The following is a 21,320-nucleotide window of genomic DNA, read 5'->3' as shown; positions in this document are numbered from 1 at the left end:
CCGGCTGGGCGGGTGAGGTCACCGGGGCCGCGCAAAGCACGGCCCCGGTGACAGGCTCCGCCGTACCCGCCATTCCACTTGCATAAAAAAGCCCCAAAGCCGTCTTGCCGCCGATGCAGAGCTTACGACTCCAAGCCATGGCGGGTGCACGCACATCAAGCTTGATTGTTCGATGTCCGCCATTACTCCCATGGCGAGAAAATCGCGCAACGAAATGACGCGATGTGCCACAAGGGGACTTCAAGCGCAGAGAGAGCGTCAGCAAATTCAACAGATAACCACAATGCCCTCGTGGCCGGCTTGATTTCTGTCAACGCGGCCGAGGCAGGTCGATATAGGAAAGGTCGCCGGGGCCGGCGCCCCGGCTTGATTGAAATTCCCCCAGAAATCGTTCTGCATAGTCGGATGGCCTCGCTGGATTTTGAAAGAGCGCAACAATGCAAGATTCGGCGAAACGATCTGACGGGTCTGTCGACAAGGCTCCGACCGGGCCGGCGCTCCTTCGGTGGCTCGCAAATACGGCCCGCCGGCCCAGAGCCAGGATGGGAGCAGCGATCATTGGTGCGTTTGCCATTGTCGCCGCCGTCCTTTTTGCCTTCACCAATCGACCGGTCTCTGTGCAGGTGGCAGCGATCGAGAGCAACGTGCCCGTCCGCGTGTTCGGTCTCGGCACAGTCGAGGCCCGTGTGCTGTCGAAGATCGGCTTCGAGGTGGGCGCAACGCTCACCGAGCTCAACGCCGACCACGGCGACCGCGTATCGAAAGGACAGGTTCTCGCGCGACTTGGCGTCGGCGAGCAGGAAGCGAAGGTTGCCAAGGCGCGGGCGGCAATTCTGATCGCGGAGGTCAACATCAAGCGGGCTCAGGCCAATCTCGAGAAAGCGCAAGCCGTACATGCCCAGAAGCTGGAGGCCAATAAGCGGAAGCAGGCGTTGGTCGGTCGCAACGTGGTGTCGGAGCAGACGGCGGAGGAGGCCTTGAGGGATGAGGCGGTTGCGCGAGCGGACGTGGTCGTGTCGGAAAGCGAGATCGCCAACAGCGAAGCCCAATTGACGGACGCAAAGGCGCAACTCCAATTCGAGGAAACAATGCTGCGCCACCGGACGCTCGTCGCACCGTATGACGCATTGATCATCGAGCGCCATAAGGAATCTGGAACCGTCGTTAAGGTCGGCGATCCCATTTTCACGCTCATTGCGCTTGGATCGTATTGGGGCCTTGCCTATGTCGACGAGGCTCGCGCCGGATTCATCCAGGAAGGTCAGCATGTCGACGCCCGCTTGCGTTCCCGCCCTCAGGACGCATTCACGGGGCAGGTCGCCCGTATCGGTCTCGAGAGTGACCGGGTTACTGAGGAACGTCGTGTCTACATCAAGGGCGACAATCCGCCGCCGCGCGTCTTTTTGGGTGAGCAGGTGGAGTTCTGGATCACGGTCGCTCAGCTTGACACGGCGCTGCTCGTTCCCGAGGCGGCAGTACAAGGCTATGACGGTCGGCAAGGCAGCGTCTGGACGGTTCAAGCTGGCCGCCTGAAACGCCGAACCGTCCAGTTCCGCCATCGAACGGAGGATGCCAGACTCGAGATTGTCGGCGGCCTTCCCGATGGCGAGAGTGTCGTGAAGCGCATCGATAATGGCTTCCGGGAAGGGCGTTTTGCCCGCGTCGTGGGGGCTACAGGAAAATGAATCTCGCCTATCGCGACGTCCGCCACAATCTGGGCCGGTTCTTGTTGACCTGCATCGGGCTCGGGCTCCTGCTTGGCGTGGTCCTGGCGATGATCGGGATCTATCGTGGTCTCGTCATTGACGCCCTGACGATCGCCCGCGCACCGGCTGTCGACATGTGGGTGGTGGAGACGGGAACGCGCGGTCCTTTTGCCGAGGCCTCACGCATCCCGGGCGATGTTCGTGAGGCGGTCGCCCGGATCGCTGGCGTAGCCGCGGCCGGCGGCATCACCTATCAAACCGTCGAAACCCGGTTTCGGGACGATAAGCTCAGGCTTTACGTCATCGGCTATGAGCCGACGCGACCGGGTGGACCGCCCGAAATCGCCGAGGGGCGGGAGATTGCGCGCAGCCACTTCGAGATGGTTGCTGACTCGACATCGGGACTTGGCGTTGGCGACCGCATCCAGCTTGGTCGAAGGACCTTCACGGTTGTGGGGCTGACCCGCCATCAGGTCAATTCCGGCGGCGACCCCGCCGTCTACATTACCTTGCCCGACGCGCAGAAACTCCAATTCGACCTCGCTCCACCGGCCGCTCGCGTCGAATTCGCGCGTGGCAGCGGCGGCGCGGGCCGCGATACTGTCAATACAGTTGTCGCACGCCTTCAGCCAAACGCCTCGCCCGATGCAGTCGCCGAAGCGGTACGGCGCTGGAAGCATTTGGGAGCGATCACACAAGAAGGACAGGAATTGATACTGACCCGCTCGCTTGTCGACCGGGCACGTCGGCAGATCGGGCTCTTCACGTCACTCCTGCTCGTCGTCTCGGCGGTCATCATTGCCCTGATCATCTACACGATGACGATGGAGAAGTTGAAGCAGATTGCGACCTTGAAGCTGATCGGAGCGCCAGACAGGACCATCATCGCCATGATCGTGCAACAGGCGCTGGCACTCGGCTTCATCGGCTTTGCGATGGGCGCGACGTTGATCGTCAATATCAAGGACTACTTCCCTCGCCGAGTGGTGCTGGAGCCCGACAACGTCGTGATCCTGGCATCGATCGTGTTCGTCGTCTGCCTGCTGTCGAGCGGTCTCGGCGTCAGAGCTGCCCTCAAGGTCGATCCAGCAACGGCACTCGGAGGCTAGGATGTCAAGCACCGCAGATGCTGTGCCGCTGGTGCGCCTCACTGGCATTTCGAAGCACTTCGGTGAGGGGCAGACCCGGGTCGATGCCCTGCGGGATGTGTCGATCGAAGTCTATCCGCGCGAGGTGGTGGCCCTGCTTGGGCCCTCCGGCTCCGGCAAGACCACGTTGCTCAATGTCATCGGCTGCATCCTCGACCCCTCGGCGGGTGCGATGGAACTCGACAGCGAACAGGTCCTTGAGAATGGTCACTGGTTGCGATCCAACCTGCGTCAACTGCGGCTCGACAAGATCGGTTTCATCTTCCAGTCGCATAATTTGATCCCGTTTCTCGACGCGACGGACAATGTAGCACTCGTTCTGCAGTTGGCTGGAAAAGACGCCGGAACAGCACGCAATCGAGCGGTCGAGCTGCTCGATTATCTGGAGGTGGGCAACCGGAAGGGTTCAATGCCGGCAAAGCTGTCGGGAGGAGAGGCGCAGCGCGTCGCCATTGCGCGGGCCCTGGCGAACAACCCCCGCATCATCCTCGCCGACGAACCAACAGCGGCGCTCGACTCCAGGCGGGCAGGTATCGTCATGGACCTGCTGCGCAAGCTCGCGGTCGAACAGGATGCTGCCATCATCGCGGTGACGCATGACGAGAAGATCTTCGATCGCTTCGACCGCATCTATCACTTGCGGGACGGGCGCCTCGATAGCGAAACCAAAAACTCGAAGGCCGCTTGAAATATGTGCGAGTTACTGGCGGTGAGTGCGTCCCGGAATGTCGACGTAGCGCTTTCGCTGACGCGGCTCGCGGCGCACGGTGGATCGGACGGCCAACCGGACGGATGGGGCGCGGCCTTCCTGGATGCGACCGACGCTCAAGTGTGGCGCGACCCGCATCCGGCCAAGGACAGTCCATGGGTCGCGTGCCTGGCGGCTCATCCCGTTTCGACCCGCCTCGCGTTGGCTCACATTCGCCGAGCGACACGAGGAGACATCAGGCTTGCCAACACGCAACCCTTCACGCGCGAGCTGTGGGGGCGCCTTCATGTCTTCGCACACAATGGGATGGTCCCGGACATCGACCGGCCGGAGCCGTCGGCCCGGTTCCGACCGTTGGGCGATACGGACAGCGAGGCCGCCTTCTGCCGGTTCCTCGACAGCATCGCAGAGACCGACGGAACCCCGGGCGTCGTTCGCGACAGGTTCGCGAATGCGGCGAGTTTGCTGCGCACCTTCGGGCCGGCGAACCTCATGTATGCCAGTGCGGACCGCCTGTTGATCCATGCCGATCGGCGGCGGCAGGCCTCGGGAGAGTTCACGCCGCCGGGCCTGTGGCTCCTTGAGCGGCATTGCGATGCCAGCGCGCCAATAGCCGCGACAGCGGCGGGAATGGACGTGAGCGGTTCGGCTGTTGATGTCATAGTGGTCGCAAGCGTACCATTGACCAACGAAGCGTGGCGTCCCCTGGAGCGCGGCACCATCCTCGATATCGCCGGCGGTAGGATTGAGATGGAGATCCGTCTCAAACAGGATCCATCGGCGTCGGCGAGTTGAAAGGCAAGAGCCATGACCGCCTCCACCACCTCAGCGCCGATCCCAATCCGTTCGAGCGGAAGCCGCAGCAGCCAATCTCGATTTTATGAGTACGCGCCCTTGGAAACGATCGGTCTCCGGTTGCACATTTGTCTCGATCACTCCGCAATACTTCTCTTCCAGGACCCTTGGATTTACCGTCCTTTGCATATTTCCGAAACCAGCTCGAGCACAGCCATCGCTATCGAACGGTCATCACCCCACCCCGTGGCAAAGAGCAACAATGAGGTCAACCCGCCGACGACACCCGCCAACAAGTCTGCGAACCAAAACGCACGGGCAGCGCAACAGCCAGGGCGACTTACAGAAACGCGAATGCCGCTATGAGCAGGACCAGAAATACGTGGAGCCAGTGGTCGGCGTGGTTGGTCAGGATTAGTCCCAACAGCATGCCCGGACCGGAAACCAGACCGATTACCGCGACGGCAGCGTAGATCACGCCAACAATCTTGAGTGCCAGCGATGCAGCAAGCCAGGTGCCGAGCCACATATAAGCGCCAGCGAAGAGGAAAACGCCCGAAGCCAGGTGGACGATGTTGTGGGCGGCGTTCACGGAGAATAGGCCGGTCGGCGATACGATTGGATTGGGAATGAAGCCGAGCACACCCGTGAGCAAAAAGATCGCGCCCAAAATGATTGCGCCGTTTTTGGCAGTCATACGGTTCTCCCGGAGGAATCGGATATTCACGTATCAAAAGCACATGAGCAGGCCACGGACTTTCCTGAATATCAAGGGTATCCGCTTTCTTGCCTGTGGAAGAGATTGTTGGTGGATGAAAGGAAGTTCGCTTCCCGTCCGTTGCCGGTCGAGGCTCTGCGTTCGCAGCCGGGCCAATGCTTCAAGCTGCAGCCGGGCATTTTTTCCAAAGGCTTGACAGCAGGCGAGGCACTTCGGAGGCAGGTTGGGGCTTGCTGAACAAATAGCCCTGGACCTCAGTGCAGCCTTGGGCTCTGATCTGCTCAAGCTGGTCGTTTGTTTCGACACCCTCAGCTGTCGTCGTCATGCCGAGGCGCCTGGCCAGCCCCGATACGGCTTGAACGATGGCGATGGCTTCGACACTCTTGTCGAGGTCTCGAACGAACGATTGGTCGATTTTTATCTTGTCGAACGGGAAGCTTCGGATGTAACTCAGCGATGAGTAGCCGGTACCGAAATCATCCATCGATATGCGTATACCCATGTCCCGCAACATGTGCAGGATGGCAAGCGTCTGTTCGCTATTTTGCAACATGGTTGTTTCTGTAATTTCGAGCTCCAGGCGGTTCGCCGCGATGCCCGCATTTGCAATCGCCGATGTCGCCATGGAAACAAGACTCTTGTTGCGGAACTGCACCGGCGACAGATTGACCGCGACCTTGATGTGATCCGGCCATTTGGCCGCCTCGGCGCAAGCTTGTCGCATCACCCATTCGCCGAGCGGAACGATCAGGCCCGTCTCCTCCGCCAACTGAATGAAGGTGGCCGGCAAGACCATCCCCAGGGTCGGATGATTCCATCGGAGCAGAGCCTCGAAGCCGCTGATCTCGTTCCGTTCCAGATTCACGAGAGGCTGATAGAAAAGCTCAAACCCGCCGACCTCAATCGCCTTGCGAAGATCAAGTTCAAGAGCCCGGCGTTGATGCATTTTCGCGTCCATCCCGACCTCGAAAAAGCTGTACCCGTTTCGACCGGCTTCTTTGGCCCGGTAAAGGGCCATATCCGCATTCCTCAACAGGATATCAGCATCCATACTGTCGATTGGTGCGACGGAGATGCCGACGCTGGTGCCAATGACCACTTCGTGGCCATCAGCATCAAACGGTCGCGCTAACGCCTCGACAAGCCGCTGCGCCAGGACACTGGCGGAGGTCGGCTGTTCGACGCCGGTTTGAATGATCGCAAATTCGTCGCCGCCGAGGCGAGCCACTACATCGGTGTCACGAACGCAATCAAGCAAGCGCTCGCCGACGACACGCAACAGGGCATCCCCGACAGGGTGCCCCAATGTGTCATTGACTTGTTTGAAATGATCGAGGTCGAGGCACAGAACCGCGAGCGATGCACCGCGTTGCACACTGCTCAGATGGTGGTCCAATCGCTCGCGCAACAACACGCGATTGGGCAAATCTGTCAGCGCATCGTGGTGCGCCATATGTGAGATCTTCTCCTCGGAATGTTTTTGCTGGGTGACATCGTTATGGATGCCCACCCAGCCCCCACCCGCCATCGGCTGGTGCAACACTTCGATAAATTTACCGTTCTGCAGTTCATTGACGGCGACGTAGGCAGCAGACCGCGCTATTCCGGCAAGGCACTGGTTGATATATTGCTGGCCGTCGTTGGGACAATTACCACTCGCTACGCGCCAGTCCAGAATGCTGCGGAGCGGCGTTCCGACATTCAACTGTTTGGGATCGAGCCCGTATATCTCGGCATACCGGGCGTTGCTTACCAGAAGTCGCTTCTCGCTATCGAACATGCAAAGGCCCTGCGGCATGTTTGCCAACGCGGCCTCGAAACGAAAATTTTGTGTCTCGAGTTCCTCTTCTCGCTGCACCAGCGTTGCAAGCGTTCGGTCCAGTAGACTGAGGGGGAGCTTTCGAAAGGCAAAAAGTATGAAAAATGCCAATAGCGTGCTGACTATGCCGATCATCAGGGTTTTGTTCAGAAGCGCCTCTACACTTCTTTCGATCTCAACTCGGCCGACGATCGTTCCATCAACGATGATCGGTGCAGTGCGAATGAGCGTCGGAATTACCAGTGTGGGTCCTTGTTCCAAAACGAGCGTGTCGGTCTGATCGAAGATGCGTACCTGGCCCGCATCGTTATCCAATTCTGGATGTTCGACCAGTTCAGCCAGACGGACACGATGGAACCTCCACATTTTGCCATGCCTAAAAATATACTTTGATACAGACGCCGAATCACTTAGCGCGCGGACCTGCAGCGCATTCGCTTCATAATAAAGAGAGATAAGTCCAAAAACGGCTGGCGCCGTAACTGCCGCAGCAATAGCGGCCATCGTCGAGAGGACGATAATCCATCGCCTAAAACTTCCGGCAAGCATGACCGCCTTGTCCTAATCTCAATAAACGCGACGTCAAAGGACGGTTCGCCCCAAACTCGATATGACGCACTGGAATTGTCGTCTGATCCGTTCTCGTATCGGCCCAATTGTCGGTCAAGTTGAATGAATTTGGCGCTAAGAATGCGTGCTGCGTTGGCAGCGTCGCCCCACGCATTACTTGTTGCTTTATGGACACTTACCGATCTCTTAATGAAGGATTAATCGCGCTCATCGTCATAACGGAATATTGGCAGCTTCGTGAAACAAAGCTCCGACCAATCATCAGGAGACGACTGATGCCGGGCATGATGCAAAGAGCCGCCGTTGTATTCACCGTTGGCTTCTGGGCGGCAGGTGGCATGGCACAAGCGGATGAGGTCCGCTTCGGCGGTACCGGGGCGGCGCAGGGTATAATGCTGATCCTGGGCAAAGCCTTCAGCGCAGTTCACCCGGGCGACGCGCTTGAGGTTGTGTCAGGACTGGGTAGCAGCGGGGGCATCGCTGCTGTTGCGGAAGGTGCGCTGATGCTTTCTGTGAGCGGCCGTCCTCTTAAGCAAGAAGAAAAGGCGAAAGGTTTGGACAGCTTTCCCTTCATTGACACGCCTTTTTTGTTCGTTACCTCGAACACACAAAACTTGAACCTCACCACAGCGGATGTCGTCGCTATTTATAATGGAACAATCACGAAGTGGCCGGACAACAGGCAAATCAAGCCGATCCTTCGACCGAAAAGCGATACCGCATCTGCTTTCTTGATCGCAAACATCCCCGGCATGCAATCCGCGATGGATAAGATTAGGCAGCGCACCGACGTGCCGATAGCCGCGACCGACCAGGATAATCTTCAGGCTGCGGAGGCCATTGAGGCTTCGTTTGCCGGAATGACGCTGACTCAGTTTATCGCCGACCGCCCGCGCCTGCGCGCCATCATGCTCGATGGCGTTCAGCCTTCGGTCGACAATATGCTCGATGGGAAATACTCTCTGAAGACCACCTTGCACCTCGTCATGCGCGCACAGCCGTCGGCAGCGACGCAGCGCTTCATTGCCTTCGTCCGCACACCACAGGCCCAAAAGCTCATTCGTGAAAACGGCGGCGTGCTGGTATCCACACGCACCGAGGCATTGCAGTAACGCATCGCACGTCGGCCTTCACGGCTCGACAGGCTTGCCCGCCTGTGTTGCTGAACCGCGAATACCCCGTCGATTTAGACTCATTCGGCTCGCGGCGGAATGTTGATGCCACGTTTGAGACGTTCCACAGCCACGGACCTTGCTTCCGGCCGGTCATTCGATCCGCAGATTTGCGTCGCGCACCACCTTGCTCCATTTTTCCATCTCCAGCTTGACGCGCGCGGCGAACTCGTCGGGCGTATTGGCGACCGGCTTGAAGCCCAGCACCGCAAGCCGCTCCCTGACGTCGGGCCGGGCAACGCTCCTGGCGATCTCGCGCGAAAGCAGTTCGACGATCTCCTGTGGCGTGCCTGCCGGCGCAACGATGCCGGTCAGCGTATCGGCATCCTGACCGTTCACGCCCTGTTCGGCGAAGGTCGGCACGTCGGGTATTCCCTGTGCGCGCTCCGTCGCCGCAATGCCGATCGCACGCACTTGACCGCCCTGTATCGCCGAAAGCGAGGACGGCAAGGCGGTGAAGGCAATGGGGGTGTGGCCACCGACGGTTGACTGCACGGCCGGCGCCGCGCCGGTGAAGGGGACGTGGACCAGGTCGAGCTTGTATGTCAGGCGAAACAGTTCGCCGCCGAGATGTGGCGTCGACCCCACGCCGGGGCCGGCATAGCTGTATTTGCCGGGATTATCCCGGATCAGCTGCACCAGCTCCGGCAGCGTCCTGGCCGAAACCTGTGGGTTGACCACCACGACATTTGGCGAAACCGCAACCAATGTCACGGCGGAGAAATCCTTGATCGGATCGTACGGCACCCTGGCGTAGAGGCTGGGGTTCACCAGGAAGCCCGTACTGATCGCCATGATGGTGTAGCCGTCGGGGGTCATGCGCGCGACCTGGCCGGCCGCGGTGTTGCCGCCCGCGCCACCGATGTTCTCGACAAAGAACTGCTGGCCGAGACTGTCGGAAAGGTTTTGCGCCACGAGGCGCGCGATGACGTCGGTGGGGCCGCCGGGCGGAAAGCCTACGACCACGCGCACGGGCCGGTTCGGATATCCCTGCGCCAGCGATGGCGCCATCCCGGCCAGCAACAGGATGGCTGCGAGAATCCCATGCAAAAAGGGCATCGTGGCGCGCTCCCCAAAACCTTGCTCTTTTGACGTCATCATCGGCGAGGGCGCGCTTCAGAACAAGGGCAAAGCGATTTCCGGCCTGCGGACGTCCCCGTCGGAGGCGGGCATCGGGGGCTCGAATGATCATCCATCTCGACAGCAGGGCCCGACGCCCTTACCGTTTCCCTGCGAAGGGCATGGGAGGCGTGATGTGGCCAGGAAGACGGTGATCGGCAAGAAGGGTGTTCGCGTCAAGGCGGCGGCGAAGAAGAAATCGACGATGAAGGCGTCCGGCCGCGCAGGCGCGAAGGCGGCCAGGAAGGCCGAGCCGCCCAAGTCAGCCAAAGTGCGCCTGCCCAAGGGGCCGATCTGGCAGTGGTCGGCCTTGGAGACGGCGGCGGCCATCCGCGCCGGCGCGGTTTCCTCGGTCGAGGTCGTCGAGGCTCACGTCGCGCGCATGCGCGCGGTCAATCCAAAGCTCAACGCCGTTGTCGTCGATCTCTCGGAGGAAGCGCTCGAGGCGGCGAAAGCCGCGGACAAGGCCAGAGCAAAAGGGACCGAACCTGGCCTGCTGCACGGCGTGCCGATCACCATCAAGGAAAACGTGGACTACGATGGAAGGCCGAATCCCAACGGCGTACCGGCGCAAATGAAGATCATCGCTCCCTCCGACGCGCCGGTCGTGCGCAACCTCAAGAAGGCTGGCGCGATCGTCATCGGCCTGACCAATACGCCCGAGTTCTCGTTCCGCGGCTTCACCGACAACCCGCTTCACGGGCTGACGCTGAACCCGTGGAATCCCGAGATCACCTGCGGCGGATCATCGGGCGGCGCCGGCGCCGCGGTGGCGGCCGGCATCGGAACGATCGCGCATGGCAACGACATTGGCGGTTCCTTGCGCTGGCCGGCGCATTGCAACGGGGTAGCCACCATCAAGCCCACACAGGGCCGTGTGCCCGCCTATAACGAGAGCGCCGCGGCCGAGCGGCCGATGCTGGCCCATCTGATGTCGGCGCAGGGACCGCTGGCGCGCAGCGTAGCCGACGTAAGGCTCGCGCTGGAGGTCATGAGTCAGCGCGATCCACGCGATCCCTGGTGGGTCCCCGCGCCCCTGATCGGGCCGAAGCCGAAAGGACCCGTCAAGGTCGCGCTTGCGAAACTGCCGGACGACATGGACGTCGATCCGTCGGTGCACGCGGCGCTCAGGCAGGCCGCCGACCATCTCGAGCGCTCGGGCTATCGCGTAAGCGAGGTCGAGGTTCCCGACATCAACGGCGTCTGGCAGACCTGGTGCGACATCATCGTCAATGAAGTCGTCGTGCTGCAGGAAGCCGCGATGCTGGCGGTGACCTCGGAGGATTTTCATACGGCCTGGAACGGTATCAAGGTGAAGGCGAACACACTCGACCTGCGGGGCTGGATGCGAGCGACAACCGCGCGCAACACCCATATCCGCGCCTGGCAATTGTTCTTCGAGGATTATCCGGTCGTGCTCGCCCCGACGACGGTGAAGCCGACGCCTGGCCCGCGCGAAGATACGATCAGCCCGGAGCGTACGCGTGAAATCTTCTGGAACGACATACGTTTCATTTCCGCGATCAATGTGCTTGGCCTGCCCAGCGCTGTCGTACCAGTAGCGCTGCACGATGGCAGACCGATCGGCGTGCAACTGATCGCAGGGCGCTACCGCGAGGACCTCGCGCTTGATGCCGCGTCGGCGATCGAGAAGCGCGCCGGAACGCTGGTGCGCCAGCTGTGGGAACAGATGAGCTAGCTGCCTCAAGCGAACGTGACTCTCGCGCGTGAGAAATGCCGCTCGGCAACGCCGTCGCGGCTTCTTTCGCCGAGAATTTGTTCGAGCGGCGGTTTGTCGGACGGGTGAGGCTGCACGAAGCGGCGTTCCAGATAGGCCGATATCAGCGCGTCCTTGGATGGAAAATGATTGTAGAGCGTGCGCTTGGAGATGCCGGTCTCGGCCGCGATGGTGTCGACGCCGATCGCGCGAATGCCCGGCCGATAGAACAGCCGGTCGGCGGTCTCGGGAATCCGCTCCTTCATGCTCTGCTTGGCGGGCGGGGAGGCCATGCGACGGAGCGGTATCTCTCGGCTTGACGGCGATGTCCCTGTAGCCCTGTTACACAGGTCTGTGTAATCCAAATCCGGCGGGATTCGCAGGATGGCGCCGTCGTGCCGCGGCCGAAAGGGAGAACAACAGCCATGCCCCTGCTGCAACGCCGAGCACCTTTGTGGTCTTCAGATTGAGCTCGAAACTCCAACCCGGTTGGTTGCCGCGCCGGCAGTTCCGCGTTTGCTTGAAATGTCGCAAATCCGGCGGCGGCTGGTCCTTGCGACTGGCATCGGCAGCCTTCGCCGCCCCCCGTTGTTTTGAGGGGCATCAATGGCCGGCGGATCGCCGTCTGCTAGGTTATAGACATCCGCGAGGCAAGCATGGGGTAAGCTGATGCGCGCTCCCTTCGTTCTGGGTTTCGTCGCCGTCTTCGTTCTGGTGGGAGGCGGCTATATGTATTGGAGCCAGGAACAGACTGGTCGCCTGCCAGCCGGCCTTGCGAGAGCCAATGGCCGCGTCGAAGTCCAGCGCGTCGACATTGCTTCAAAGCTTCCGGGACGCCTGGCGGAAATTCGGGTCAAGGAGGGTGACTTCGTCCATAAGGATGAGATCGTCGCGCGTTTGGATACGGCCGAACTGCTCGCACAGCTCGCCGCCGCCAAGGCGTCGGTGCAGCGCGCGATCGCAGGCATCGGACGCGTCGAGGCCGACATCGCGATCCGCGAGGCTGAACACGATTTGTCGGAGCTGGAATTACGCCGCGCCAGCGAACTGGAGCAGCGAGCCGCCGGCACGAAGGCCGAACTCGACCGGCGCCGGGCGCAGCACGCCGTTGCCGAAGCGCAAATCCTTGGCGCCCGCGCGGCGCTCGCAGACGCCAAGGCGGGGCGAGATGTGGCCGAAGCGCAGGTCGCTCAAATCGAGGCAACGCTCGCAGACATGGCTCTGCGAACTCCGGTATCGGGCCGGGTCGAGTACAAGCTCGTCCAGCCGGGCGAGGTCGTTGCTGCGGGTGCGCGTCTGGCGACGATGCTCGACCTCACTGACGTCTTCATGACGATCTTCCTCCCGACCGGGGAAGCCGGCAAAGTCGCACTCGGATCCGATGCGCGCGTCGTGCTCGATGCGGTCCCAAACCACGTTTTTCCGGCCATCGTGTCGTTCGTTGCCGCCGAGGCGCAGTTCACGCCTAAGACCGTTGAGACGGCGAACGAGCGCGAGAAGCTCATGTACCGCGTCAAGCTGGCCTTCGATCCGGACCTGCTCAGAACCCATCGTGACTACGTGAAGGCCGGCCTTACCGGCAATGCCTATGTCAAAATCTCTCCGGACTTGTCATGGCCATCTTATTTGACGCCACGGATACCAGATGTCCCCCACTGAAGAACTCGCCGTCGAGGTGATCCAGGTCACCCATCGTTACGCAAAGGTGGCGGCCCTGAACGACATCAGCCTTGCCATTCCCGGCGATACTTCGACCGCCTTTGTCGGCCCGGACGGCGTCGGCAAATCGACCCTTCTCGCCCTGATCGCCGGCGTGCGCCGCCTGCAGTCGGGAGCCATCCGCACATTGGACGGGGACGTGGCGTTGCGCGCGCACCGCGATCGCATCTCGCCGCGCATCGCGTATATGCCGCAGGGCCTCGGCCGCAATCTCTATCCGAGCTTGTCGGTGTACGAGAACGTTGACTTTATCGCACGCCTGTTCGGGCAATCGCCAGCCGAGCGCCGCAATCGTATCGAGCGCCTGCTTCGCGCAACGGGGCTGGATCCATTTCCGGACCGGCCAGCCGGCAAGCTCTCGGGCGGAATGAAGCAGAAGCTCTCGCTCTGTTGCTCCTTGATCCATGATCCCGACCTTCTGATCCTGGACGAGCCGACCACCGGAATCGACCCTCTGTCGCGCCGGCAATTCTGGACGCTGATCGGGGAACTCAGGCAGGAGCGGCCGGGCATGACGGTCCTGGTCGCCACCGCCTATATGGAGGAGGCGGAACGCTTCGACCGCCTCGTCGTGATGGACGGCGGGCGCGTGCTCGCGGCGGCAGGTACCACCGACATTCTCGCGCGCACCGGCGCGAGCACCCTCGAACAGGCCTACATTGCGTTGCGCCGGGATCGCGACCCGACACCCGTGCAGGGCTTCGTCATGTCTCCGCGAAAGACAGCGTCCGGCCCGCCGGCAATTGTCGCCCAGGGCCTGAGCCGGAAATTCGGTGATTTCACCGCCGTTGACGACGTGAGCTTCAGCATCGAACGCGGCGAGATCTTCGGATTTCTTGGTTCGAACGGTTCCGGCAAGACCACGACGATGAAAATGCTGACCGGGCTCCTCGGCATCACGAGCGGGCACGCCGAATTGCTGGGGAAGCCGGTTCAGGCGAGCGATCTCGAAACCCGGCTGCGGGTCGGCTACATGTCGCAGTCCTTCTCGCTTTACGAGGAACTGACCGTCAGGGCGAATCTCGAGCTGCACGCCCGGCTTTATCGCGTGCCTGAGGCCGAGATCGAAATTCGCGTCGATGAGGCGTTGCGCCAGTTCGAACTGGTCACGGTAGCCTCCCAGAAGCCGTCCGGTTTCCCGCTCGGTATCCGCCAGCGCCTTCAGCTCGCGGCCGCCTGCCTGCACCGGCCGGAGGTGCTGATCCTCGATGAGCCGACTTCCGGAGTGGATCCAGCCGCCCGCGATATGTTCTGGCGATTTTTGCGTGATCTCTCGCGGCAGGAGGGCGTGACGATCTTTGTCTCGACGCATTTCATGAACGAGGCCGAGCGCTGCGACCGCATCTCGTTGATGCATGCCGGAAAGGTTCTGGCGGTCGGAACACCGGCGGCGCTGCGCAGGATGAAATCCGCAGCGAACCTGGAGGATGCTTTCATTGCATACCTTGAAAGCGCCGATGCCGCTGCATCCGCCGGCGCACCCGATCGAGTTCAAGGCGAAATGCCGAGACAGTTCGAGGCCGCCGCGCCCGTTCGCCACGATACGTTTCGTTCGTCATGGAAGCGCATCTGGGCGTTCGCCCGCCGCGAGATGCTCGAATTGATGCGCGACCGCGTGCGCATCGCCTTCGCGCTGGCCGGGCCCTTGGTTCTCATGATGACCTTCGGTTACGGCATCACTTTCGATGTAGAGAACCTGACCTTTGCGGTCCTCGATCGTGACCAGAGCCTCGACAGCCGGCAAATGATCGAGAGCTTCGCTGGGTCCAGGTACTTTCGCGAACAGGCGCCATTGCGCAGCGAGAAAGAGATCGACCGTCGATTGCGCGACGGGGGGCTTCGCATGGCCATCTCCATTCCGCCGGGGTTCGGTCGTGACCTCGTTACCGGTCACAAACCCGAAGTCGGGTTTTTTCTCGACGGCGCCATGCCGTTTCGCGCGGAGACGATGCGTGGCTACGTCGAAGGAACGATGACGCGCTACATGCAGAATTTTGCGCGCGGAACACACGTAGCGAGTTCGAATTTCGACCTGATACAGATCGAGCCGAGATTCCGATACAATCAGGATTTTCGCAGCGCGTTCGCCATTACTCCCGGCCTGATCATGATTTTTCTGGTGATTTTCCCATCGATGCTCGCTGCGCTCGGAATCGTGCGCGAGCGTGAAATCGGGTCCATCAGCAATTTGTACGCGTCGCCGGCTTCGATTGCGGAATTCATTCTCGGTAAACAGGCTCCTTATGTCTTGCTCGGGTTCGTGAGTTTTCTGAGTCTCATGATGCTGGTCGATCTGCTGTTCAATGTGACCGTCAAGGGCTCGTTCCCGGCGCTTATTGTCGGCGTTCTGCTCTACATCTACGCGACTACGGCCCTCGGCACGTTGGTGTCCACATTCGTCCGCACCCAGGTCGCCGCCATTGTTGCGACTGCCATCATTGCGACCGTGCCCGCGATCAATTTCTCCGGGTACATCTTTCCGGTGGCGGGGCTGGAGGGCTCCGGGCGCTTTATCGGAATGGGATTTCCATCGCTCTGGTTCCAGAACATCAGTCTCGGCACGTTCACCAAGGCCCGCGACTTCGCCGCGTTCTATCCAGAGTTCCTGATCTTGTTCGGCTTCGGTTGTTTCTACTTGCTGGCGGCGAGTTTTTTCTTGCGCAAGCAGGAGTCCTGATCATGCGACGTTGGCTCTACAATGTGTTCCGTCTGGGGCTGAAGGAGTTCGCAAGTCTCGCCAGCGACGCGATATTGGTCTTTTTCATCGTCTACTCGTTCTCCTTTGCGATTTACAGTCAAGCCACCGGCATCAAGACGGACGTCGCCAACGCGCCGGTCGCTATCGTCGATTCAGATCGATCCGAGCTTTCGGCGCGCTTTCGCGATAGCCTGCTCAAACCCTATTTCCGCAATCCCGCTATCATCGACCGTACCGAGGTCGACCGCCGGATGGACCGCGGCGCCTATACGTTGGTCCTCGATATTCCGCCGCGGCTCGAAGCCGACGCGCTTCACGGTCGCAGTTCGGCTCTGCAACTGAACATCGATGCAACCGCCATGACCCAGGCTGGCGTAGGGGCCAGCTACATTGAGGCGATCGTTCAGCGGGAAACCAGGAGCTATCTCCGATCGCGTGGCATCGATTCATCCCCACCCGTGTCGATCGTTATTCGCTCTTTCTTCAATCCGAATCTTGAAGGTGTCCGGCTCCAGGCGGTATGGGCAATTCTGGAGCGGTTCACCATGCTGTCCATTCTCATCGTTGGAGCCGCGGTGATCCGGGAACGCGAACGCGGCACGATCGAGCACCTCCTGGTGATGCCGATCCGGGCGAGCGAAATCGCGGCTGCCAAGATCTGGGCCAATGGCTTGGTGATGGTCGTTGCGTGTGGGCTTGCGCTTTTGCTTGTCGTCCAGCGATTGCTCGATGTGCCAATCGAGGGATCAATCAGTCTATTTCTCGGCGGAACGGCTATTTATTTCTTTGCCGTTGCCGCGCTCGGCGTTCTTCTCGCCACGATCGCCAATACGTTGCCGCAATTTACGTTGCTCGCCATTCCGGTCTTTTTGATCCTCAACCTGTTGTCGGGCGGATTCTCACCGTTCGAAGCCATACCCGAACCACTACAAGTCGTGCTCCAGATATCCCCAACCGTGCATTACGTGAAATTCGCACAGTCCGTTCTTTTTCGTTCCGCTGGCATTGACGTCGTGTGGCACCATCTGGTGATCCTCATTGCTGCGGGGGCGCTCTTTCTCGCGCTGGCGGTGGCGCGATTCCGCACCATGCTCACCAATGCCCAATAGGCGGGCGTGCTTGGCCGCGCTGCCATCGATCGAGCCACTCGCGGGCGCGCGCGGTGGCGGCTCGCATAAAAGCTACACCAAGTTCCGGAGTGAGCGGAAGGGGATGCCGCGGCGGGCTATTGTGATAGGCGAACGTTTTTTTCGAAATTCTTTTTGCAATGCGGGCGTCCGGAGTGGCTCATCGCGACATTTCGCTGCGTCGCAGAATGCGGTCGTCATCGGCGTAGCCGACCTCGAGCAAGCCGCAGCAACCGAGCTCGATTTATGAGTACGCGCCCTTGGAAACGATCGGTCTCCGGTTGCACATTTGTCTCGATCACTCTGCAATACTTCTCTTCCAGGACAGTCGGATTTATGTTTTGGGTCGGCCGCGTTCCCTTGAGCCTGGAGAGACTTCTGGTTCGATTATCTCAGTTTCAATCCCCGCATTCTCCAGCAACACCCTTGCGGCTTCTTTCGCCGCGCGCGCCATCGCGGGGTTGTCGCGCACCAGATCCTGCGCGATCGCGCCGTCGACCAGCAAGGCAAGCTGCGTAGCAAGACCCTCGGCATCCCTGACATTCATTTGCGCCAGCAGATCGCGGAACCAGAGCCGGCGGCTTTCCTTGAAGGCGATGGCGATTTTCCGCACCGACCGAGCCTCGGCGCCGAGTTCGGCGACCGCGTTGACGAAGGGGCAGCCGCGAAAGCCCTTGCTGGCAAAACCGCGCTCCAGCCGATCGAAGGTGCCGAGAATTTGTTCGAGAGGTGGTTTGTCGGACGGGTGAGGCTGCACGAATCGGCGCTTCAAATAAGCCGATATCAGCGCCTCCTTGGATGGAAAATGATTGTAGAGCGTGCGCTTGGAGATGCCGATCTCGGCGGCAATGGTGTCGACGCCGATCGCGCGAATGCCCCGCTGATAGAACAGCCGGTCGGCGGTCTCCAGAATCCGCTCTTTCATGCTCTGCTTGGCGGGCGGGGTGGCCATGCGACGCTGAGAATCCTTTTGGCTTGACAGCCATGTCCATCCATAGCCTACCTACACAGGTCTGTGTAATAAAATCCATGCGGATTCGCAGCGTCATGCCGCCCGTTCCGCGGCCGAAAGGGAGAACAACAACCATGCCCCTGCTGCAAGTCCTGCGCCCCACGCTTCCCATCCTGATCGGCGCGTCGCTGATGCTGACGCTCAGCATGGGCCTGCGGCAGAGCCTTGGCATCTTCCTGCAGCCCCTGACGCGCGATGTCGGCATCTCCGTTTCCGATTTCACCCTCGCGATCGCGGTGCAAAACCTCGCCTGGGGATTTTTGCAGCCGCTCGCCGGCGCGATGACGGTGCGCTACGGCTTTCGTCCGATCATGATGGTCGGCGCACTGCTTTACGTGCTGGGGCTGGCGCTGATGGCGGGCGCGCAGGGGCTTCTCAGCGTCATGATCGGCGGCGGCGTGCTGATCGGGACCTCGCTCGCCTGCACCGCGGCCGCGATCGCGATGTCGGTGGCGGCGCGCGCGGTGCCGGCGACGGTGCGCAGCACGGTACTCGGCATCGTGTCGGCGGCGGGCTCGCTGGGCGCGCTGTTGTCGGCGCCGATCGGGCAGCTCCTGAATGAGGGTCACGGCTGGCGCACGGGGCTCGCGGGCTTTGTGATCCTGGCGGTGGCGATGCTTCCGGCGGCCTGGTACGCCGGCCGGGTGGACCAGGTTCCGCTGCCGCCGCGCGGCGCCGACGACATCGCCGATACCTCGGCCGGCGTCGCGGTGAAAGTCGCGTTCGGCAACGCCGCGTTCGTGGTGATGACCCTGGCCTATTTCGTCTGCGGCATGCAGCTCGTGTTTCTCACCACGCATCTGCCGTCTTATCTGGCGATCTGCGGCATGGATCCGATGCTGAGCGCGCAGACGCTCGGCATGATCGGCGGCTTCAACGTGCTGGGCAGCCTGTTCTTCGGCTGGGCCGGCGGGCGCTGGAACAAGCTGGCGCTGTTAGGGGCCATCTACATTTTGCGGTCGCTGGCGCTGGCCTGGTATTTTACGCTGCCGCCGACGCCGGGCACGACGCTCTTGTTCGGCGCGATCATGGGATTTTTGTGGATGGGCGTCGGGCCGCTGGTCGCCGGCGCGGTGGCCGACATGTTCGGGCTGCAGTGGCAGGCCATGATCCAGGGGCTCGCCTTCATGAGCCACCAGCTCGGCAGCTTCCTCGGCGCCTTCGGCGGCGGGGTGCTGTATGACGCGCTCGGCTCCTACACCATGGCCTGGCGGATCGGCGTCGCGCTCGGGCTCGCGGGCGGCATCGTCCAGGTGGCGTTTGCGCTGATACGGCCGAGCGGGCCGCCGATGTTGAAGCCGGCATAGCCCCGGCTTCGTTCCCCGGATGCTGTGCAGCGCCAGAAGCGCGTTTACGCGCGTCTTCAACCCGCTATGGCGGTGCGCTGCTGGTCCGGGTCCACTGCCGAACATGGGTCCCGGCTCTGCGGTGCAGCGCCGAAGAAGCGCTGCATCGCGTCCGGGACACGGAGAAGGCTGGCCGGCAGCCCCAAAACAAAACGGGGCCGCAAGGCCCCGCATCGGTCAGTCCAAACGCTTTTCTGCTTACTTGATCTTGTTACTTGATCTTGGATTCCTTGAACTCGACGTGCTTGCGCGCGACCGGGTCGTACTTCTTCTTGACCAGCTTGTCGGTCATGGTGCGCGAATTCTTCTTGGCGACGTAATAGAAGCCGGTATCCGCGGTGGAGACGAGCTTGACCTTGATGGTGACCGCTTTGGCCATGATTCAGGACCTCAAAATTGTTGGGTATCGGGCGCCGGCCAAATCGGCCCGCATTTGCAGGGCAACCTAGCCTCGATCCGCCCAAAGTCAAGGTTTTGGAGCCGGAAACTGGCGCAGTTTCGGGTAGTCAGGCCGCGAAGAACCGGTTTTTCGGCCGCGGCAGGCCGAGATTCTCCCGCAGCGTCCGGCCTTCATATTCCTTCCGGAAGATCCCGCGCCGCTGCAGCTCCGGCACCACCTTGTCGACGAAATCGTCGAGACCGGCGGGCAGATACGGGAACATGATGTTGAAGCCGTCGCAGCCAAAGCTCGTCAGCCATTCCTCCATCTGGTCGGCGATCGATGCGGGCGTGCCGACAAAGGTGAGGCCGCCATAGCCGCCGACGCGCTGGGCGAGCTGGCGCACCGTGAGCTTGTCGCGCGCGGCGACATCGACCAGGCGCTGCCGGCCGCTCTTGGAGGCGTTGGTTTCCGGGATCGGCGGCAGTTGTCCGTCGGGGTCGAAGCCGGATGCGTCGGTGCCGAGCTGAACCGACAGCGAGGCGATGGCGCTGTCATAGTGCACCATGCTGTCCAGTTTTGCCCTTTTCTCTTTTGCCTCTTCGAGGCTGTCGCCGACCACGACGAAGGCGCCGGGCAGGATTTTGAGGTGATCGCGGTCGCGGCCGAGCCTGTCCATGCGGTCCTTGATGTCGGCGTAGAGCTTCTGCCCATCGGCCAGGCTGCCGCCGCCGGTGAACACGGCTTCCGCGGTCTCGGCCGCGAGCTGCCGGCCGTCGTCGGAGGCGCCGGCCTGAACGATCACGGGCCAGCCCTGCACCGGGCGGGCGATGTTGAGCGGGCCGCGCACGCTGAGGTATTTGCCCTTGTGATTGAGCACGTGCATTTTTGCCGGATCGAAATACAGGCCGGCTTCGACGTCGCGCACAAAGGCATCGTCGGCGAAGGAATCCCACAGGCCGGTGACCACGTCATAGAATTCGCGGGCGCGCCGATAGCGCTCGGCGTGTTCCATGTGATCGTCGAGCCCGAAATTCAGCGCGGCGTCCGGATTGGAGGTGGTGACGATATTCCACCCCGCGCGCCCGCCGCTGATGTGATCGAGCGAGGCAAAACGGCGGGCGACGTGATAGGGCTCGTCGAAGGTGGTCGAGCCGGTCGCGATCAGGCCGATATGCTCGGTCGACGCCGCCAGCGCCGACAACAGCGTGAACGGCTCGAACGAGGTCACGGTGTGGCTGCGCTTCAGCGCCGCGATCGGCATGTTCAGCACCGCCAGATGGTCGGCCATGAAGAAGGCGTCGAACTTTCCGGCTTCCAGTTTCCGGATCAGGCGCTTGATGTGCGCAAAATTGAAATTGGCGTCCGGCCAGGCACCGGGATAGCGCCAGGCGCCGGTGTGAATGGAGACCGGCCGCATGAATGCGCCGAGCTTGAGGTGACGTTTGGCCATGGACCCGTTTCCGTATTGGTTCTTGTTGGTCATCTCGGTACCGTCATTCCGGGGCGCGCCTCCGCGCGAGCCCGGAATCCATAACCACGAACGGGAGTATGGATTCTCTGATG

At 61.4% G+C, this 21,320-nt stretch carries 17 protein-coding genes and 1 pseudogene; 10 read left to right on the top strand and 8 right to left on the bottom strand.

All coding sequences use genetic code 11. From position 1 onward, the window contains the following. Positions 1-271, bottom strand: a 271-nt coding sequence (locus tag WCE35_RS02090) for a hypothetical protein (protein WP_424591681.1), incomplete at its 3' end; no start/stop codon positions are given. A gap of 271 nt (positions 272-542) precedes the next feature. On the opposite strand from WCE35_RS02090, the gene WCE35_RS02085 reads away from it, so the two are divergent. The 4 genes from WCE35_RS02085 to WCE35_RS02070 are packed head-to-tail and all read left to right on the top strand — an operon-like array spanning position 543 to position 4,358. After that, positions 543-1,685, top strand: a complete 1,143-nt coding sequence (locus WCE35_RS02085) for an efflux RND transporter periplasmic adaptor subunit (protein WP_424591680.1) — start codon at positions 543-545, stop codon at positions 1,683-1,685. Beyond that, on the top strand, positions 1,682-2,815 hold the full coding sequence (locus WCE35_RS02080; protein ID WP_424591679.1) for an ABC transporter permease: 1,134 nt from the start codon (positions 1,682-1,684) through the stop codon (positions 2,813-2,815). The genes WCE35_RS02085 and WCE35_RS02080 overlap by 4 nt, the downstream gene beginning before the upstream one ends. A gap of 1 nt (position 2,816) precedes the next feature. Next, entirely contained in the window at positions 2,817-3,542 is a 726-nt protein-coding gene (locus tag WCE35_RS02075) for an ABC transporter ATP-binding protein (protein WP_424591678.1), read from the top strand. Between the two features lie 3 nt (positions 3,543-3,545). Next, complete coding sequence (locus WCE35_RS02070; protein WP_424591677.1) at positions 3,546-4,358, top strand: class II glutamine amidotransferase; 813 nt, start codon at positions 3,546-3,548, stop codon at positions 4,356-4,358. A gap of 340 nt (positions 4,359-4,698) precedes the next feature. On the opposite strand, the gene WCE35_RS02065 is transcribed toward WCE35_RS02070, so the two are convergent. Together WCE35_RS02065 and WCE35_RS02060 are read right to left on the bottom strand one after the other, a co-directional pair. Beyond that, positions 4,699-5,055 carry a DUF4383 domain-containing protein gene (locus tag WCE35_RS02065; protein WP_424591676.1) on the bottom strand — a complete coding sequence of 119 codons (357 nt, stop codon included), beginning with the start codon at positions 5,053-5,055 and terminating at the stop codon, positions 4,699-4,701. Between the two features lie 181 nt (positions 5,056-5,236). Continuing rightward, positions 5,237-7,399, bottom strand: a complete 2,163-nt coding sequence (locus WCE35_RS02060) for a putative bifunctional diguanylate cyclase/phosphodiesterase (protein WP_424591675.1) — start codon at positions 7,397-7,399, stop codon at positions 5,237-5,239. Between the two features lie 341 nt (positions 7,400-7,740). Here WCE35_RS02060 and WCE35_RS02055 point away from each other — a divergent pair, with 341 nt between their 5' ends. Further along, positions 7,741-8,577, top strand: coding sequence for a substrate-binding domain-containing protein (locus WCE35_RS02055; protein ID WP_424591674.1), 837 nt, complete (start codon positions 7,741-7,743; stop codon positions 8,575-8,577). Positions 8,578-8,730: 153 nt separating this feature from the next. Here the strand turns inward: WCE35_RS02055 and WCE35_RS02050 are convergent, their stop codons facing one another. Beyond that, positions 8,731-9,696, bottom strand: a complete 966-nt coding sequence (locus WCE35_RS02050; protein WP_424591673.1) for a Bug family tripartite tricarboxylate transporter substrate binding protein — start codon at positions 9,694-9,696, stop codon at positions 8,731-8,733. A gap of 196 nt (positions 9,697-9,892) precedes the next feature. On the opposite strand from WCE35_RS02050, the gene WCE35_RS02045 reads away from it, so the two are divergent. Beyond that, positions 9,893-11,455 carry an amidase family protein gene (locus tag WCE35_RS02045; protein WP_424591672.1) on the top strand — a complete coding sequence of 521 codons (1,563 nt, stop codon included), beginning with the start codon at positions 9,893-9,895 and terminating at the stop codon, positions 11,453-11,455. Positions 11,456-11,526: 71 nt separating this feature from the next. On the opposite strand, the pseudogene WCE35_RS02040 reads toward WCE35_RS02045, so the two are convergent. Then, positions 11,527-11,766, bottom strand: a pseudogene (locus WCE35_RS02040) (TetR/AcrR family transcriptional regulator); the annotation flags it as partial. A gap of 376 nt (positions 11,767-12,142) precedes the next feature. Here WCE35_RS02040 and WCE35_RS02035 point away from each other — a divergent pair. The 3 genes from WCE35_RS02035 to WCE35_RS02025 are packed head-to-tail and all read left to right on the top strand — an operon-like array spanning position 12,143 to position 16,999. Next, positions 12,143-13,132, top strand: a complete 990-nt coding sequence (locus tag WCE35_RS02035) for an HlyD family secretion protein (protein ID WP_424591671.1) — start codon at positions 12,143-12,145, stop codon at positions 13,130-13,132. After that, positions 13,119-15,869 carry a ribosome-associated ATPase/putative transporter RbbA gene (rbbA, locus tag WCE35_RS02030; RefSeq protein ID WP_424591670.1) on the top strand — a complete coding sequence of 917 codons (2,751 nt, stop codon included), beginning with the start codon at positions 13,119-13,121 and terminating at the stop codon, positions 15,867-15,869. The genes WCE35_RS02035 and rbbA overlap by 14 nt, the downstream gene beginning before the upstream one ends. A 2-nt stretch (positions 15,870-15,871) precedes the next feature. Next, entirely contained in the window at positions 15,872-16,999 is a 1,128-nt protein-coding gene (locus WCE35_RS02025) for an ABC transporter permease (RefSeq protein WP_424591669.1), read from the top strand. Between the two features lie 352 nt (positions 17,000-17,351). On the opposite strand, the gene WCE35_RS02020 is transcribed toward WCE35_RS02025, so the two are convergent. After that, positions 17,352-17,969: a TetR/AcrR family transcriptional regulator gene (locus WCE35_RS02020; protein ID WP_424591668.1), complete on the bottom strand. Its 618-nt coding sequence runs from the start codon at positions 17,967-17,969 to the stop codon at positions 17,352-17,354. A 134-nt stretch (positions 17,970-18,103) separates the two neighbouring features. Here WCE35_RS02020 and WCE35_RS02015 point away from each other — a divergent pair, with 134 nt between their 5' ends. Then, the gene (locus WCE35_RS02015) at positions 18,104-19,336 is read left to right on the top strand and encodes an MFS transporter (RefSeq protein WP_424591667.1); all 1,233 of its coding nucleotides are present in this window, start codon (positions 18,104-18,106) and stop codon (positions 19,334-19,336) included. Positions 19,337-19,586: 250 nt separating this feature from the next. Here WCE35_RS02015 and rpmG read toward each other — a convergent pair whose 3' ends face one another. Both rpmG and WCE35_RS02005 read right to left on the bottom strand, forming a co-directional pair. After that, positions 19,587-19,754: a 50S ribosomal protein L33 gene (gene rpmG / locus WCE35_RS02010; RefSeq protein ID WP_027537094.1), complete on the bottom strand. Its 168-nt coding sequence runs from the start codon at positions 19,752-19,754 to the stop codon at positions 19,587-19,589. A 127-nt stretch (positions 19,755-19,881) separates the two neighbouring features. Further along, positions 19,882-21,207, bottom strand: coding sequence for an LLM class flavin-dependent oxidoreductase (locus WCE35_RS02005; protein WP_424591666.1), 1,326 nt, complete (start codon positions 21,205-21,207; stop codon positions 19,882-19,884). Positions 21,208-21,320: the final 113 nt, after the last annotated feature.

The sequence above is a fragment of the Bradyrhizobium sp. genome, from assembly GCF_049691595.1.
In the GTDB taxonomy this organism is placed as follows: Bacteria; Pseudomonadota; Alphaproteobacteria; order Rhizobiales; family Xanthobacteraceae; genus Bradyrhizobium.
This window is presented reverse-complemented; position numbering and strand designations above follow the sequence as displayed.